Genomic DNA, 15,325 nt, shown 5'->3' on the forward strand with positions numbered 1-15,325 from the left:
CGAACAATTACAGATTCTGCGCGACATCTTGCACTCAGATGTCGCCGGTGCTTGAGTGTGCGGCGCCCCCGCTCCCGTCCTGAGGCGTCCACACGCTCCTGCCCTAAGGGGTCCACCGATGACAAGCACCGGGATCCGCCGCACCGTCGCCGCGATCGGCGTCAGCGCACTCGCGCTCACCGCCTGCGGTGGTGGCGACGGCGACTCCGCCAGTGGCAAGACCCGCATCACGGTCAACTGCATGCCGCCCAAGAGCGCCAAGGTCGACCGCGCCTTCTTCGAGGAGGACGTCGCCGCGTTCGAGAGGCAGAACCCGGACGTCGACGTGGTGCCGCACGACGCGTTCCCCTGCCAGGACCCCAAGACGTTCGACGCGAAACTCGCCGGCGGGCAGATGGAGGACGTCTTCTACACCTACTTCACCGACGCCCGGCACGTCGTCGACATCGGGCAGGCCGCCGACCTCACGCCGTACGTCAAGGAGCTGAAGAGCTACACCACCGTCCAGAAGCAGCTGCGCGACATCTACACCGTCGACGGCAAGGTGTACGGGGTCCCGCGCACCGGCTACTCGATGGGCCTGATCTACAACAGGACCCTCTTCGAGAAGGCCGGCCTCGACCCCGACCGGCCCCCGGCGACCTGGCCCGAGGTCCGCAGCGCCGCGAAGAGGATCGCCGACCTGGGGGAGGGGACCGTCGGATACGCCGACTACAGCGCCCAGAACCAGGGCGGCTGGCACTTCACCGCCGAGCTGTACTCCCAGGGCGGCGAGGTCGTCGACGCCGGCGGCGAGAAGGCGACCGTCGACACCCCCGAGGGCCGGGCCGTCCTGCGGACCCTGCACGACATGCGCTGGACGGACGAGTCGATGGGCAGCAAGCAGCTCCTCGTCATCAACGACGTGCAGCAGATGATGGGTTCGGGCAAGCTCGGCATGTACCTCGCCGCACCCGACAACATCCCCGTCCTCGTCAAGGAGAAGGGCGCCGACTACGAGGACATCGCCATCGCCCCGATGCCCGGCGGCAGGGCGACCCTGGTGGGCGGCGACGGCTACATGTTCAGCAAGAAGGCCACGCCCGCCCAGATCCGCGCCGGACTCAAGTGGCTGGACCACATGTTCCTCACCCCCGGCGACGGCTTCCTCGGTGACTACGCCCGCGCCAAGAAGCACGACGCCCCGGTCGGACTGCCCGAGCCGCGCCTGTTCACCGGCGCCGCGGACGCCAAGGACCAGGAGGTCAAGAAGGCCAACGCCAACGTCCCGGTGGAGAACTACCAGCCGTTCCTGGACGGCAACCAGAGCCTCGACATGAAGATCGAACCGCCTCACGCCCAGCAGATCTACTCCGTCCTCGACGGAGTCGTCTCCGCCGTCCTCACCAAGGAGGACGCGGACATCGACCGGCTGCTGAAGGACGCCTCCGGCAAGATCGACGGCATCCTGGCCCGGGGCTGAGCCCGATGAAGCACCCGGGGCCGATCCCGACGACGACCGCCGAACGCCCCCTCGCCCGCGCGATCGCGGTCCGCCCGGTCCAGGCGCCGCCTCCGGCAGGGGACCGGAGGCGGCGCCGGCTCGCCGACCAGGGCCGCGCCTACGCCTTCCTCCTCGGCGGGCTGTTCTGCTTCGCCCTGTTCTCCTGGTACCCGGCGATCCGCGCGGTCGTGATCGCCTTCCAGAAGTACACGCCCGGCTCCGACCCCGAGTGGGTCGGCATCGCGAACTTCACCCGGGTCGTGCAGGACCCCGAGTTCGCCGCCGCCTGGCGCAACACCCTCACCTTCACCGTGCTCGCCCTGCTCATCGGCTTCGCGATCCCGTTCGTGCTGGCCCTCGTCCTCAACGAACTCAGGCACGCCAAGGCGTTCTTCCGCGTCGTGGTCTACCTGCCCGTGATGATCCCGCCGGTGGTCAGCGCCCTGCTGTGGAAGTGGTTCTACGACCCCGGCGCCGGCCTCGCCAACGAGGCGCTCAGGTTCGCGCACCTGCCCACCTCGAACTGGTCCAACGGCGCCGACACCGCGCTCGTCTCCCTCGTCGTCGTCGCCACCTGGGCCAACATGGGCGGCACCGTCCTGATCTACCTGGCCGCCCTGCAGTCGATCCCCGGCGAGTTGTACGAGGCGGCCGAACTGGACGGGGCGAGCCTGCTGCAACGCGTCCGGCACGTCACCGTCCCGCAGACCAGGTTCGTGATCCTCATGCTGATGCTGCTGCAGATCATCGCGACCATGCAGGTGTTCACCGAGCCGTTCGTCATCACGGGCGGCGGCCCGGAGAACGCCACGGTCACCGTGCTGTACCTGATCTACAAGTACGCCTTCCTGTACAACGACTTCGGCGGGGCCTGCGCGCTCAGCGTGATGCTCCTGCTGCTGCTCGGTCTGTTCTCCGCCGGGTACCTCCGGCTGACCCGGACCGACGGGGAGGCGGCATGAGCGGCACCCGCACCCTGGTCTCCCCGGCCGTCCTGGCCCGGCCGCGCGGCAAGGCCGTGTACTGGACCGTGTTCACCGGCGTCGTCCTGCTGTTCGCGCTGGCCTTCCTCTTCCCCGTCTACTGGATGGTCACCGGCGCGATGAAGTCCGCTGACGAGGTGGCGCGCACCCCGCCCACCCTCGTCCCCGAGGACTGGCGGCTCACCGGCTACACCGACGCCTGGGACCTGATGCAACTGCCCACGCACCTGTGGAACACGGTCGTGCAGGCGACCGGGGCCTGGCTGTTCCAGCTCGTGTTCTGCACCGCCGCCGCCTACGCCCTGTCCAGGCTGAGACCCGCCTTCGGCAACGTGATCCTGGGCGGCATCCTGGCCACCCTGATGGTCCCGGCACAGGCCCTCGTCGTGCCCAAGTACCTGACCGTCGCCGACCTCGGCCTGCTCAACGACCCGCTCGCCATCTGGCTGCCGGCCGTCGCCAACGCCTTCAACCTCTACCTGCTCAAGCGGTTCTTCGACCAGCTCCCGCGGGACGTCCTCGAAGCGGCCGAGATGGACGGCGCCGGGCGGCTGCGCGTGCTGTGGTCGATCGTGCTGCCGATGTCCCGGCCCGTGCTCGGCGTGGTGTCGATCTTCGCCCTGGTCGCCGTGTGGCAGGACTTCCTCTGGCCGCTGATGGTCTTCTCCGACACGGACAAGCAGCCCATCAGCGTCGCCCTCGTCCAGCTGTCGCAGAACATCCAGCTGACCGTGCTCATCGCCGCCATGGTGATCGCCAGCATCCCCATGGTCGCGCTGTTCCTCGTCTTCCAGCGGCACATCATCGCCGGCATCAGCGCGGGCAGCACCAAGGGCTGACGCCGCCGACCCCCCTTCCGACGAAAGGCACCGATCGTGGGACAGCCCACCCCTGCCTCTGCGCCCTCCCCGCACGACGACTGGTGGCGCTCCGCCGTCATCTACCAGGTGTACGTCCGCAGCTTCGCCGACGGCGACGGCGACGGCACCGGCGACCTCGCGGGCGTGCGCGCCAAGCTGCCCCATCTCGCGGGCCTCGGCGTGAACGCCCTGTGGTTCACGCCCTGGTACCTGTCCCCGATGAAGGACGGCGGCTACGACGTGGCCGACTACCGGGTGATCGACCCGGCGTTCGGGACCCTCGCCGAGGCCGAGAAGCTCATCGCCGAAGCCCTGCAGCTGGGCATCCGCACCATCGTCGACATCGTCCCGAACCACGTCTCCGACCAGCACCCCTGGTTCCGTGCCGCCCTCGCCGGCGGCCCCGGGCGGGAGCTGTTCCACTTCCGCCCGGGCCGGGGCGCCGACGGCGAACTGCCGCCCAACGACTGGCGTTCGCAGTTCGGCGGCCCCGCCTGGACCCGGGTCGCCGACGGCTCCTGGTACCTCCATCTGTTCGCCCCCGAGCAGCCCGACCTGAACTGGTCCCACCCGGCGGTCCGGCAGGAGCACGAGGACATCCTGCGGTTCTGGATGGAGCGCGGCGTCGCCGGGGTCCGCATCGACTCCGCCGCCCTGCTGGTCAAGGACCCCCGGCTGCCCGACTTCACCGAGGGCCGCGACCCGCACCCCTACGTCGACCGCGACGAACTCCACGACGTCTACCGCTCCTGGCGGACCGTGGCCGACGAGTACGGCGCCGTGTTCGTCGGCGAGGTCTGGCTGCCGGACACCGAGCGCTTCACCCGCTACCTCCGCCCCGACGAACTGCACACCGCCTTCAACTTCTCGTTCATGACCTGCCCCTGGGACGCGGCACGGCTGCGCCGCTCCATCGACGAGACCCTCGCCGAGCACGCCCCCGTGGGCGCCCCCGCCACCTGGGTGCTGTGCAACCACGACGTGACCCGCACCGTCACTCGCTACGGCCGCCGCGACACCGGATTCGACTTCGCCACCAAGGCCTTCGGCACGCCCTCCGACCTGGCGCTGGGCACCCGCCGGGCGCGCGCCGCCGCCCTGCTGTCACTGGCCCTGCCCGGCGCGGTCTACGTCTACCAGGGCGAGGAACTGGGCCTGCCCGAGGCCGACATCCCCCGGGACCGCATCCAGGACCCGATGCACTTCCGCTCCGGCGGCACCGACCCGGGCCGGGACGGCTGCCGGGTGCCACTGCCCTGGACGGCCGGCGCCCCGCACGCCGGGTTCGGGGGCGAGCCGTGGCTGCCCCAGCCCGACGGCTGGGCCGCGTACGCCGTCGACCGGCAGGCCGGCGACCCCGAGTCGATGCTCAATCTGTACCGGACGGCGATCCGGCTCCGCCCGGCCTTCGGCGACGGCCCGCTCACCTGGCTTCCGGCCCCCGACGGGGTGCTCGCCTTCGCCCGGGCGGACGCCCTGTGCCTGGTGAACCTGGCCGACGCACCGGCCGCCCTGCCGGACCGCGCGCACGTCCTCCTCGCCAGCGGCCCGCTGGACGCCGAGGGGCGGCTGCCCAAGGACACCGCGGTCTGGCTGCGCGCCTGAGACCGCGGCACCGCGCTATCCCCGTACCCCCACCACGAAGGGATCAGCACATGCACAACCAACGAACTGTCAGGAGCATGTCAGCACTGGCGACGGCCGTGGTGCTCGCCGCCGGGACCCTCGTCGCCCTGGCCCCCACCCCGGCGCAGGCGGCAGCGGGCGCCACCCTGCCCTTCACCTCGGTCGAGGCCGAGTCGGCGGCCGGCACCGGCTCCCGGATCGGCCCCGATCACACCCAGGGCACCCTCGCCTCCGAGGCCTCCGGGCGCCAGGCCGTACGCCTGGCCCCCGGGCAGCGCGTCGAGTTCACCGTGCCCCGCGCGGCCAACGCGGTGAACGTCGCCTACAGCGTCCCCGACGGCCAGTCCGGCTCGCTCGACGTGTACGTCAACGGCCGCAGACTCACCCGCACCCTGCCGGTGACGTCGAAGTACTCGTACGTCGACACGCCCTGGATCCCCGGCGCGAAGACCCACCACTTCTACGACAACGCCCGGATGCTGCTCGGGGAGAACGTCCAGGCGGGGGACAAGGTCGCCTTCCAGGCCACGAACGTCCAGGTCACGGTGGACGTGGCGGACTTCGAGCAGGCCGCCGCGGCCGCGTCCCAGCCCGCGGGGTCGGTCTCCGTCATCTCCAGGGGCGCCGACCCGAGCGGCCGGGGCGACTCCACGCAGGCCTTCCGGGACGCCGTCGCGGCGGCCCGGGGCGGGGTGGTGTGGATCCCGCCGGGCGAGTACCGGCTCACCCAGTCCCTGAGCGGCGTGCAGGACGTCACCCTCCGGGGCGCCGGGCACTGGCACTCGGTGGTGCGCACCTCGCGCTTCATCGACCAGTCCGGCTCCGCCGGGAACGTGCACATCGAGGACTTCGCGGTGATCGGCGAGGTCACCGAGCGCGTCGACTCCACCCCGGACAACTTCGTCAACGGCTCGCTCGGGCCGAACAGTTCGGTCTCCGGCATGTGGCTGCAGCACCTGAAGGTCGGGCTGTGGCTGATGGGCAACAACGACAACCTCGTCGTGGAGAACAACCGCTTCCTCGACATGACCGCCGACGGGCTCAACCTCAACGGCAGCGCCCGCAGCGTGCGGGTCCGCCAGAACTTCCTGCGCAACCAGGGCGACGACGCGCTCGCCATGTGGTCGCTGAACGCACCGGACGTCGACAGCAGCTTCGAGAACAACACCATCACCCAGCCCAACCTCGCCAACGGCATCGCGATCTACGGCGGCACCGACATCACCGTGCGCGGCAACCTCGTCTCCGACACCAACGCCCTCGGCAGCGGCATCGCCATCTCCAACCAGAAGTTCCTCGACCCCTTCCACCCGCTCGCCGGCACGATCACGGTCGACGGCAACACCCTCGTGCGCACCGGCGCGATGAACCCCAACTGGAACCACCCCATGGGCGCCCTGCGGGTCGACTCCTACGACAGCGCCATCGAGGCGCAGGTGCGCATCACTGACACGACCATCACCGACAGCCCGTACAGCGCCTTCGAGTTCGTCTCCGGCAGCGGGCGCGGCTTCGCGGCCAAGAACATCACCGTCGACGGGGCGACCGTGCGCGACACGGGCACGGTCGTCGTCCAGGCCGAGACCCAGGGTGCCGCCACGTTCCGCAACGTCACCGCGTCCGGCGTCGGCGCCGCGGGCGTCTACAACTGCCCCTACCCCAACGGCTCGGGCACCTTCACCCTCACCGACGGCGGCGGCAACTCCGGTTGGAGCAGCACCTGGTCGGACTGCTCCAGCTGGCCGCAGCCCGGCCAGGGCAACCCCGAGCCCGACCCGGGCCGCAACCTCGCCAAGGGCCGCCCGGTCACGGCCACCGGCTCCCAGGACGTCTACACGCCCGGCAAGGCGGTCGACGGCGACGCGAACACCTACTGGGAGTCGGCCAACCGGGCCTTCCCGCAGTCCCTGACCGTCGACCTCGGCTCCACGCAGGCGGTCCGGCGCCTGGTGCTCAAGCTGCCGCCGCAGGACGCCTGGCAGGCCCGTACGCAGACACTGTCCGTCCTGGGCAGCAGGGACGGTTCGGCCTGGACGACCGTGGCCGCCGCGAAGGAGCACCGCTTCGACCCGGCCACCGGCAACACCGTCACGGTCGCCCTGCCCGCCGGTACCGGCCTGCGTCACCTGCGGCTGCAGGTGACGGCCAACACCGGCTGGCCGGCGGCCCAGTTCAGCGAAGTGGAGGCATACCTGTCCTGAGCTCCGCGCGGGCCCCGTGCCCCGCCGACCGGACACGCGAGGCGGCGGGGCACGGGACACGGGTGGCCGCCGGAAGGCCTCAGCGCCGCAGCGGGGCGTGGGCCGTTTCCGGCAGCCGCAGGTACACCACCGACGAGCCCAGGCAGATCACCGCCACGTACCACGGGAACAGCCCCGCGTGGCCCAGTTCCTTGAACAGCGTGCCCACGTAGGGAGCCGTCCCGCCGAAGAGGGCCACCGTCAGGGAGTAGGGGAAGCCGATGCCCGCCGCGCGGACGCGGGGCGGGAAGACCTCCGCGTTGACGGCCGCGCTGATCGAGGTGAACCCGGTCAGCAGCACCATGCCCGCGCAACTCACGAGCAGCAGCACGGCGAAGGAGTTGCGCAGGGCGTGCAGCAGCGGCACCGCGAGCAGGGCGAAACCCAGGCCGAAGAACAGGAGCAGGGGACGGCGGCCGAAGCGGTCCGACAGCAGCCCGCCCAGCGGCTGCAGCAGCGCGAAGAACGCCAGCGAGAGCGTGCCCGCGAGCAGCGCGTCCGACTTCTCGATCCCCGCGTTGAGTTCGGCGTACGTCGGCAGGTACGACGTCCACGTGTAGTACGCGATGGTGCCGCCCGCGGTGACGCCGGCGACGAGGAGGGACTCGCGCGGGTGCCGTCGCAGGGCCTCGAACAGCCCCGGGCGCGGTGCCTGCTCCTGCTCGGCACTGCGGGTCTCCTGCGCCCCCCGCCGGATCCAGAAGCCGACCAGGCTCAGCACGGCCCCGAGGACGAAGGGCAATCGCCAGCCCCAGCCGTTCATCCGCTCCTGGCTCAGCGTGTCCACCAGCAGGGTCGCCACGCCGGAGGCGACGAGCTGGCCCACCGTCGTCGACACGTACTGGAAGCTGGAGAACAGCCCGCGCCGGCCCGGGGCCGCCGACTCGACCAGGAACGTCGTCGAGGCCGCGAACTCCCCGCCCACCGACAGGCCCTGCAGCAGCCGGGCGAGGACGAGGACCACCGGCGCGAGCACGCCCACCGACGCGTACGTGGGCGTGAGCCCCACCAGCAGGCTGCTGCCGCCCATCAGCAGGATCGTGACGGTCAGCGCGGCGCGCCGTCCGTGCCGGTCCGCGACCGCACCCATCAGCAGCCCGCCGACGGGCCGCATGAAGAAGCCCACGGCGAAGACCGCGAACGTGGACAGCAACGGCACCAGCGAGTTGTCCGCGCCCTTCGGGAAGACCTGCCCGGCGATGTAGGTGGCCAGAAAGGTGTAGGCGTACCAGTCGTACCACTCCACGGCGTTGCCCACGGAGGCCGCGAGGAGCTGGCGCACGGGCCGTTTCGTCGGCGGGGGAGCCGTCTGCGTCTGCGTCACGCCCCTCACCCTCCCCCGGTGCGGCCCCGGCCCACCCGGCGTACCGGCGACCTTCACACGAGCGTCACCGGCCCCTTCCTCGGCGTTCGGTGTCCCTGAAACACTCCTTGCGCGCAGCCACCGTCACCTGCCGGCCCTCCCGCACCTCAGGATGAGAGGTCTGTCCTACATGTCCGACGTCAACCGGCGCCGTTTCCTCCAGCTCGCGGGGGCCACCACGGCCTTCAGCGCGCTGTCCGCCAGCATCCAGCGCGCCGCCGCCCTGCCGGCGAACCACCGCACCGGCTCCCTCGAGGACGTCGAGCACATCGTCGTCCTCATGCAGGAGAACCGGTCCTTCGACCACTACTTCGGCACCCTGCGAGGCGTCCGCGGCTTCGGCGACCCGCGTCCGGTCACCCTGGACAACGGAAAGCCGGTCTGGCACCAGGAGAAGGACGGCAAGGAGGTCCTGCCGTTCCACCCGGACGCCGACGACCTCGGCATGCAGTTCCTGGAGGGCCTGCCGCACTCCTGGCCCGACGGCCACCAGGCCTACAACGGCGGCAAGTACGACCGGTGGGTGCCCGCCAAGGGCACGACGACCATGGCCTACCTGACCCGCGAGGACATCCCGTTCCACTACGCCCTCGCCGACGCGTTCACCGTGTGCGACGCCTACCACTGCTCGTTCATCGGCTCCACCGACCCCAACCGCTACTACATGTGGTCCGGGTACACCGGCAACGACGGCACCGGCGGCGGCCCGGTCCTGGACAACGCCGAACTCGGGTACGGCTGGACGACCTACCCGGAGCGCCTGGAGCAGGCGGGCGTGTCCTGGAAGATCTACCAGGACATCGGCGACGGCCTCGACGCCCAGGGCTCCTGGGGCTGGATCCAGGACGCCTACCGGGGCAACTACGGCGACAACTCGCTGCTGTACTTCGACAAGTACCGCAACGCCCGGCCCGGCGACCCCTGGTACGACAAGGCCCGCACCGGCACCGACGTCGCACACGGCGACGGCTACTTCGACCGCCTGCGCGCCGACGTCAAGGCCGGAAAGCTGCCCCAGATCTCCTGGATCGCCGCCCCGGAGGCCTTCTCCGAGCACTCCAACTGGCCCTCGAACTACGGCGCCTGGTACATCGCACAGGTCCTGGACGCCCTCACCGCCAACCCGGAGGTCTGGTCGAGGACCGCCCTGTTCATCACCTACGACGAGAACGACGGCTTCTTCGACCACGTGGTCCCGCCGCTGCCGCCGAAGGACGCCTCACGCGGCCTGTCCACCGTCGACGTCTCCCTCGACCTCTTCCCGGGCGACGGCCGCAGGACGGCCGGCCCCTACGGTCTCGGCCCGCGGGTGCCGATGCTGGTCGTCTCGCCGTGGAGCAAGGGCGGTTACGTCTGCTCCGAGACCCTCGACCACACCTCGATCCTGCGGTTCATGGAACGCCGCTTCGGCGTGCGCGAGACGAACATCTCGCCCTGGCGGCGGGCCGTCTGCGGTGACCTCACCGCCGCGTTCGACTTCTCCCGCAGGGACGCCCGCCCCGCCGCGCTGCCCGGCACCGACGCCTACGAGCCGCAGGACCGCGAGCGGCACCCGGACTACCGGCCCACCCCGCCCGCCGACCCGCGCATGCCCCGCCAGGAACGCGGCCTGCGCCGCACCCGGCCGCTGAAGTACGCGCCGCACGTGGACGCCTCCGTCGACACCGCCGCGGGCAGGGTGACGCTGACCTTCGCCACCGGGGCGAAGGCGGGCGGTGCCTTCCACGTCACCTCCGGCAACCGCACCGACGGCCCGTGGATGTACACCACCGAGGCGGGCAAGAGCCTCTCCGACACCTGGAACTCGGCCTTCTCGGCGGGTTCCTACGACCTGACGGTGCACGGGCCGAACGGCTTCGTGCGGGTCTTCAAGGGCTCCAACCGGACGGCCGGCTGCGAGGTCACCGCACGCCACACCGGGGAGGACGTCGAGCTGACCTTCACGAACAAGGGCTCCGGCACGGCCCGGATGAAGGTCGCGAGCGGCTACGGAGGCCGGCCCACGGCCGTCACCGTCCGCCCGGGCGCCACGGTGCGCCGGCGCATCGAGACCGCCGCCCACCGCTGGTACGACCTGACCGTCACCGCCGAGGGCGACACGGCGTTCCTGCGGCGGTTCGCCGGTCACGTCGAGAACGGCAGGCCCGGGGTGAGCGACCCGGCCATCGTCACCGGCTGACGCCCGTGAGGTGCCCCGGATCGTGCGGCCGGGGCAGCCAGCCCGCTTCGGCCGCGGCCGAAGCGGGCTCCAGGGCCAGCACGGCGGCCACCGGATGGTCCTCGCCGCCGGCCTCCGTCGAGGGCGCCGCCCGGCTGAGCAGCACCACGCCCCAGGAGGCCAGTCCCGCGCCGGCGAGCGCCAGCAGCACGCCGGCCGGGCCGCCCTGGAGGCGCTCGCCCAGCAGGGACAGGCCGATCACCGCGGCGGCCAGCGGATTGGCCAGCGTCACCACGGCCAACGGCCCGCCGAGGCCGCCCCGGTAGGCGGTCTGCGACAGCAGCAGCCCGCCGGCCGCGAAGGCCGCCACCAGCAGCGCCACCCCGACGACCTGAACGCTCAGCACCGGGCCGGAACGGTCCGTCGCGGCCACCGTCACGGTCTGGGTGAGGGCCGAGGCGACTCCCGACGCCAGGCCCGACGCGGTCGCGTGCCGCAGCCCGGGCCGGGTCCCCGGCTTGGACAGCATCCCGATGAGGGCGGCGGTGGCACCCGCCACCGCCAGCGCCTCGGGCACGCTCAGTACGTCGTCCGGGGCCGGGCCGGAGGCCGTGACCAGGATCGCGCCGAGACCCAGCAGGGTCAGCGCGGTGCCCCGCCACTCGGCCACGCTCACCCGCCGGCCCGCCAGCCGCGCCCCCAGGGGCACCGCCGCGACCAGGGTGAGCGCGCCCAGCGGCTGCACCACCGTCAGCGGTCCGTACCTCAGCGCCACGACGTGCAGCAGCGCGGCGGCGGCGTTCAGTGCGACCGCGCACCACCAGGCGCCACGGCCGAGCAGCCGCAGCGCGCCCGAGCCGGAGGACCGGGACGCGAGCCGTTCCTGCGCGACGGCCGCGGCCGCGTACGCGACGGCGGAGACCAGGGACAGGGCGACGGCGACGAGGATGGCGTTCACCGGCCCGCCCCCACGAGCGTCTGCTCCTCCTGCGGAGCCGTGGCGGGCTCCCGGGCCGGGGCGGCCCGGTCCTGCGCCCGGACCGCGGTGCCCGTGGTGCGGTGCCGGAACCGGAACGGCAGGGCGCTCCGCACGGACGCGGTCACGGGGCGCACCACCGCGAGCGCCGATCCGAGCAGGGCGGCGGCGACCAGCGCGTCGAGCCAGTAGTGGTTGGCGGTGCCGACGATCACCAGCAGCGTCAGCGCCGGATGCAGCAGCCACAGCCAGCGCCGGTGCGACCGCGTCGCCGCGATCAGGCCGACCGCCACCATCAGGGCCCAGCCGAAGTGCAGCGAGGGCATCGCCGCGAACTGGTTCGACAAGGAGTCCGCCGCGGGATCGCCGTAGACCGAGGGGCCGAACTCGCGTGCGGTGTCCACCAGGCCGGTGGAGGCGAGCATGCGCGGCGGGGCCAGCGGGAACAGCAGGTGCAGCACGAGGGCGGCCGCCGTGAGAGCGGCCAGCACCCGCCGGGCCCGCAGGTAGTGGGCGGGGCGGCGCAGGTACAGCCAGATCAGGAAGGCGGCGGTGGCGGGGAAGTGGACGGCCGCGTAGTAGGTGTTCGCCAGGTGCACCGCACCGTCGCCGTGCAGCAGCAGGGACTGCACCGCCCCCTCGCCGGGCAGGCCGAGCGCGCGCTCGAAGTCCCAGACGCCGTGCGCGTTGCGGAAGGCCTCGCCGGTGTGGCCCGCGGCCAGCTGCCGGCCGACCTTGTAGACGAGGAAGAGCCCTGCGACGAGCAGGAACTCCCTGAGAAGCGGTGGCCGCGCTATCGCGTCGGGCTCCGCCGGCGCAGGCTCGGTGCGGGCATTCATCCCCCGGCCCCTTCGGTGACGGTGGTGCTCTTATCGGTACGCCAGCGTACCGATACGCCAGTGTACCGATACGTCGGCGTACCGGTACACTGGCGTATCGGTAGACGAACGACACACCACCGGCCGGGAATGTCCGGCCGCCCGACGGAAGCGAGGAGCACCGCCCATGACGTCGCAGGCTGCGGACGGGCCCGAGCCGGCCGGTACCTCGCGCCGCTCCAAGATCACGCCGGAGCGTGAACAGGAGTTCTTCGACGCCGTGCTGGAACAGCTCCGCGAGTGCGGTTACGACTCCCTCACCATGGAGGGCATCGCCGCCAGCACCCGGTGCAGCAAATCCACGCTCTACCGCCAGTGGAAGACCAAGCCGCAGTTCGTGGCGGCGGCGCTGCGCTCGTACCGGCGCACGCGCTGCGTCGACACCGGCTCCCTGGCCGACGACCTGCGCGAGGCGGCCCGGATCACGGGCGACCTGTCCGGGCGGGACACCAGGCTGCTGCACGCCCTCACCCACGCGGCCACCCAGGACCCGGAGCTGCAACGGGCCCTGCGCGAGGCGGTCGTGGAACCGGAGGTCGCCGCGCTGAAGGAGATCATCCGGCGCGGGGTCGAACGGGGGGAGGTGCCCGCCGACCATCCGGCGCTGGAGTACATCCCGGCACAGATGCTCGGCGTGCTGCGGCTGCGGCCCGTCCTGGAGGGCCGGCCCGCCGACCCGGACTACCTGGTGCGCTTCGTGGAGGCCGCGGTGCTGCCCGCGCTCGGCCTGACCTGAGACCCGGGCCGCCGTCCGCCGGATGACCGGACGGCGACCCGATCGCGCCGACCCGTGGGGACGGGGGCGGCGCGCACCCCCCGGCCGGGTGGGGTGCCCCTGCGAGCGGCAGGGGCGCCCCACCCGGCCGCCGTGTTCCGGCGGCCGGGCGGGATGTCAGACGTCCTGGCCGTTGCCGCCGCCCGTCGACACCTCGATGCCCTCGGTGATGTCGTCGAGGACCTTCTCCTTCTGGTCGGCGTCGACCCCGAACCGCACGACGACCATCAGTTTCTCGTTCGCGGGGGAGGGGAAGGCCAGCGACTGCACGACGCCGTCGGCGCCCTTGCTCGTGACGGCCTTCCAGCGGACCAGGTAGCCCTTCTGCCCGGCCACGGTCACGGCCCGGGAGACGAGCACGTCGTGCTGGGTGATCCCGCCGTAGGACTTGCCGCCGTAGGACTCCTCGGCGTTCGCCGCGATGTCCGCCTTCGCTATCTCCTCCGCGGTGGTGCCCTTGGTGCCGAGAGCCACGGCCGGTGCCGAGTAGGCGCCGCCCTTCGTGCAGGTCGAGGAGGTGTCGCCGGGGCACTTGTAGGAATCCTCGGACGTCACCTGCGCGCCCGCGTTCCCCTGCTGCCCGTACCAGCCCTCGGGTATCGGCAGGCTGATGCCGCTGACCCGGTCGGTCACCGAGCCGCTCCTGATCTTCGGCGGCTCGGACCGGTCGGGCTGCGGGCTCCTGCCGCCGTCGCCGCCGCCCGAGCCGCCCTCCTCACCCGGGCCGCCGAAGGGCCCGCCCCGGTCGCCGGGGCTGCGGCCCGGCCCCGGCGAGGTGGCCGACGGACCGCCCGAGCCGTCGCCGTCCGTCAGCGCGTACACGCCCACGCCGATGCCGGCGAGGACCAGGACGGCCGCGGCGACAGCCGCCCCCACCCGCAGCCCCCGGCCCTTGCCGGACGGAGGAGCGGCCGGATGGCCGGGATACCCCGGCACCGCCGGGTAGCCGGCGCCGGGCGGATACGCTGCGCCCGGCGGGTACGGGGCTGCGGCCGGGTGACCGGCGGCAGGCGCATACGGAACCCCGGCCGCCTGATCGGCGTAGGGGACAGGCCCGGGGGTGGTCCCGGCTCCGGCGGCGGGGGGCGGATCGGGTTCCCCGGCGTGCGCGGCCGTGCCGGGCCGCCCGGTGCCGGACGGCTGCGCGGAAGGGCCGGCGGGCGTGGCGGCGGGGGCCGTCGGCCGGCCGGAGGCGGCCGGCACCTGGTTCCCGGGCCCGGCCGGCTGTTCCGCGGCCGCATCCACGGCGGCGGTCTCGTCCCGGGAGGGAGCGGCGCCGGGCGCGTGGTCCGGCGGCGGAGCGTCCCGCGTCGCCGGGGACGCAGCCGTCGCGGCCGGGGGTGCCCAGGACGCGGGCTGCTGCTTCGGGCGGATGCGGTCCGTCCAGGCCCTGCCGTCCCACCAACGCTCCGTGGCGGGCCCGTCACTTGTCTGTCCGGGATCGGGGTACCACCCGGAAGGAGTCTCGCGCGTCATGCCCCCACCGTATGAGGCGTCGGTGAAAGAGGCATGAGAGGAGCCGGAAGCAGTCACTCCGGCAGCGGCCGGACCGGCCTCCGCGCAGCCGGCGGCGGCAGGGCAGCCCGACCTGCCCCGGCGTCGGAGACCTCGCCGGGTCAGCACCGGACTCCGGCGGAGCCGGTCGCCGAGACGGCCGAAAAGCGCCGCTCCGACCGGGCGGAGAAAGAACGCGAGGGCGAACGAGGCGTACGGCTTCACGAGTGCCCCGGCCGCACCGGCGCGCCCTCCGGCGTGAGGAACCGCGCCGCGATGATCGTCGCGAAGCAGCCGTGGACGCCGGACCCGTACCACCTACGAGGTCGCCCACGGACCCGGCGAGGAGCGCCCGCCGTCCGTCCCGTGTGTGCCGTTCGCGGTGAATGAACGTCACCTCCCTTGTTTTTGCGCGCTGTTGACCCGAAGGTGGCTGGTGGCGGGCCGGGTGCGTCGTCCGGCTGCACCCGGTGTCACCCGTCACGGCAA

11 protein-coding genes and 2 pseudogenes are annotated in these 15,325 nt (G+C 72.5%); 7 read left to right on the top strand and 6 right to left on the bottom strand.

The annotated features are described in order from the left end of the window. Nucleotides 1-118 precede the first annotated feature (118 nt). The 5 genes from Q5694_RS22360 (at nt 119) to Q5694_RS22380 (ending at nt 7,153) form a co-directional block, all read left to right on the top strand. Nucleotides 119-1,462 (top strand): ABC transporter substrate-binding protein, encoded by a 1,344-nt coding sequence (locus tag Q5694_RS22360; RefSeq protein ID WP_333935001.1) that lies wholly within the window; start codon nt 119-121, stop codon nt 1,460-1,462. A gap of 5 nt (nt 1,463-1,467) precedes the next feature. Continuing rightward, nucleotides 1,468-2,445, top strand: coding sequence for a carbohydrate ABC transporter permease (locus Q5694_RS22365; RefSeq protein ID WP_333935002.1), 978 nt, complete (start codon nt 1,468-1,470; stop codon nt 2,443-2,445). Continuing rightward, nucleotides 2,442-3,305 carry a carbohydrate ABC transporter permease gene (locus Q5694_RS22370; protein WP_333935003.1) on the top strand — a complete coding sequence of 288 codons (864 nt, stop codon included), beginning with the start codon at nt 2,442-2,444 and terminating at the stop codon, nt 3,303-3,305. The genes Q5694_RS22365 and Q5694_RS22370 overlap by 4 nt, the downstream gene beginning before the upstream one ends. 36 nt (nt 3,306-3,341) lie before the next feature. After that, nucleotides 3,342-4,931, top strand: a complete 1,590-nt coding sequence (locus Q5694_RS22375) for a glycoside hydrolase family 13 protein (RefSeq protein ID WP_333935004.1) — start codon at nt 3,342-3,344, stop codon at nt 4,929-4,931. Between the two features lie 77 nt (nt 4,932-5,008). Further along, a complete protein-coding gene (locus Q5694_RS22380) occupies nt 5,009-7,153 on the top strand; it encodes a discoidin domain-containing protein (protein ID WP_443040919.1) in 2,145 nt (714 codons plus the stop codon). A 79-nt stretch (nt 7,154-7,232) separates the two neighbouring features. Here Q5694_RS22380 and Q5694_RS22385 read toward each other — a convergent pair whose 3' ends face one another. After that, entirely contained in the window at nt 7,233-8,516 is a 1,284-nt protein-coding gene (locus tag Q5694_RS22385; protein WP_333935006.1) for an MFS transporter, read from the bottom strand. 169 nt (nt 8,517-8,685) lie between these two features. Between Q5694_RS22385 and Q5694_RS22390 the strand changes: the two genes are divergently transcribed. Continuing rightward, nucleotides 8,686-10,734 (top strand): phosphocholine-specific phospholipase C, encoded by a 2,049-nt coding sequence (locus tag Q5694_RS22390; RefSeq protein WP_333935007.1) that lies wholly within the window; start codon nt 8,686-8,688, stop codon nt 10,732-10,734. Here the strand turns inward: Q5694_RS22390 and Q5694_RS22395 are convergent. Both Q5694_RS22395 and Q5694_RS22400 read right to left on the bottom strand, forming a co-directional pair. Next, complete coding sequence (locus Q5694_RS22395) at nt 10,724-11,671, bottom strand: hypothetical protein (protein ID WP_333935008.1); 948 nt, start codon at nt 11,669-11,671, stop codon at nt 10,724-10,726. The genes Q5694_RS22390 and Q5694_RS22395 overlap by 11 nt on opposite strands. Further along, entirely contained in the window at nt 11,668-12,528 is an 861-nt protein-coding gene (locus tag Q5694_RS22400; protein ID WP_333935009.1) for a phosphatase PAP2 family protein, read from the bottom strand. The genes Q5694_RS22395 and Q5694_RS22400 overlap by 4 nt, the downstream gene beginning before the upstream one ends. A 166-nt stretch (nt 12,529-12,694) precedes the next feature. On the opposite strand from Q5694_RS22400, the gene Q5694_RS22405 reads away from it, so the two are divergent. Further along, nucleotides 12,695-13,303 (top strand): TetR/AcrR family transcriptional regulator, encoded by a 609-nt coding sequence (locus Q5694_RS22405; protein ID WP_333935010.1) that lies wholly within the window; start codon nt 12,695-12,697, stop codon nt 13,301-13,303. Between the two features lie 156 nt (nt 13,304-13,459). On the opposite strand, the gene Q5694_RS22410 is transcribed toward Q5694_RS22405, so the two are convergent. The 3 genes and pseudogenes from Q5694_RS22410 to Q5694_RS22420 all read right to left on the bottom strand — a co-directional run. Next, nucleotides 13,460-14,545, bottom strand: a complete 1,086-nt coding sequence (locus Q5694_RS22410; RefSeq protein ID WP_443040923.1) for a hypothetical protein — start codon at nt 14,543-14,545, stop codon at nt 13,460-13,462. A gap of 189 nt (nt 14,546-14,734) precedes the next feature. Further along, nucleotides 14,735-14,818: pseudogene (locus Q5694_RS22415) on the bottom strand (DUF2510 domain-containing protein); the annotation flags it as partial. Between the two features lie 141 nt (nt 14,819-14,959). Then, a pseudogene (locus tag Q5694_RS22420) lies at nt 14,960-15,233 on the bottom strand (MFS transporter); the annotation flags it as partial. Nucleotides 15,234-15,325 lie beyond the last annotated feature (92 nt).

It is taken from the genome of Streptomyces sp. AHA2, from assembly GCF_036857595.1.
GTDB lineage: Bacteria > Actinomycetota > Actinomycetes > Streptomycetales > Streptomycetaceae > Streptomyces.

Bases quoted from the DNA above. Each gene is read 5' to 3' on its own strand.
- Q5694_RS22360 (WP_333935001.1), top strand. From the start codon at position 119: ATGACAAGCACCGGGATCCGCCGCACCGTCGCCGCGATCGGCGTCAGC.
- Q5694_RS22365 (WP_333935002.1), top strand. From the start codon at position 1,468: ATGAAGCACCCGGGGCCGATCCCGACGACGACCGCCGAACGCCCCCTC.
- Q5694_RS22370 (WP_333935003.1), top strand. From the start codon at position 2,442: ATGAGCGGCACCCGCACCCTGGTCTCCCCGGCCGTCCTGGCCCGGCCG.
- Q5694_RS22380 (WP_443040919.1), top strand. From the start codon at position 5,009: ATGTCAGCACTGGCGACGGCCGTGGTGCTCGCCGCCGGGACCCTCGTC.
- Q5694_RS22390 (WP_333935007.1), top strand. From the start codon at position 8,686: ATGTCCGACGTCAACCGGCGCCGTTTCCTCCAGCTCGCGGGGGCCACC.
- Q5694_RS22400 (WP_333935009.1), bottom strand. From the start codon at position 12,528: ATGAATGCCCGCACCGAGCCTGCGCCGGCGGAGCCCGACGCGATAGCG.
- Q5694_RS22405 (WP_333935010.1), top strand. From the start codon at position 12,695: ATGACGTCGCAGGCTGCGGACGGGCCCGAGCCGGCCGGTACCTCGCGC.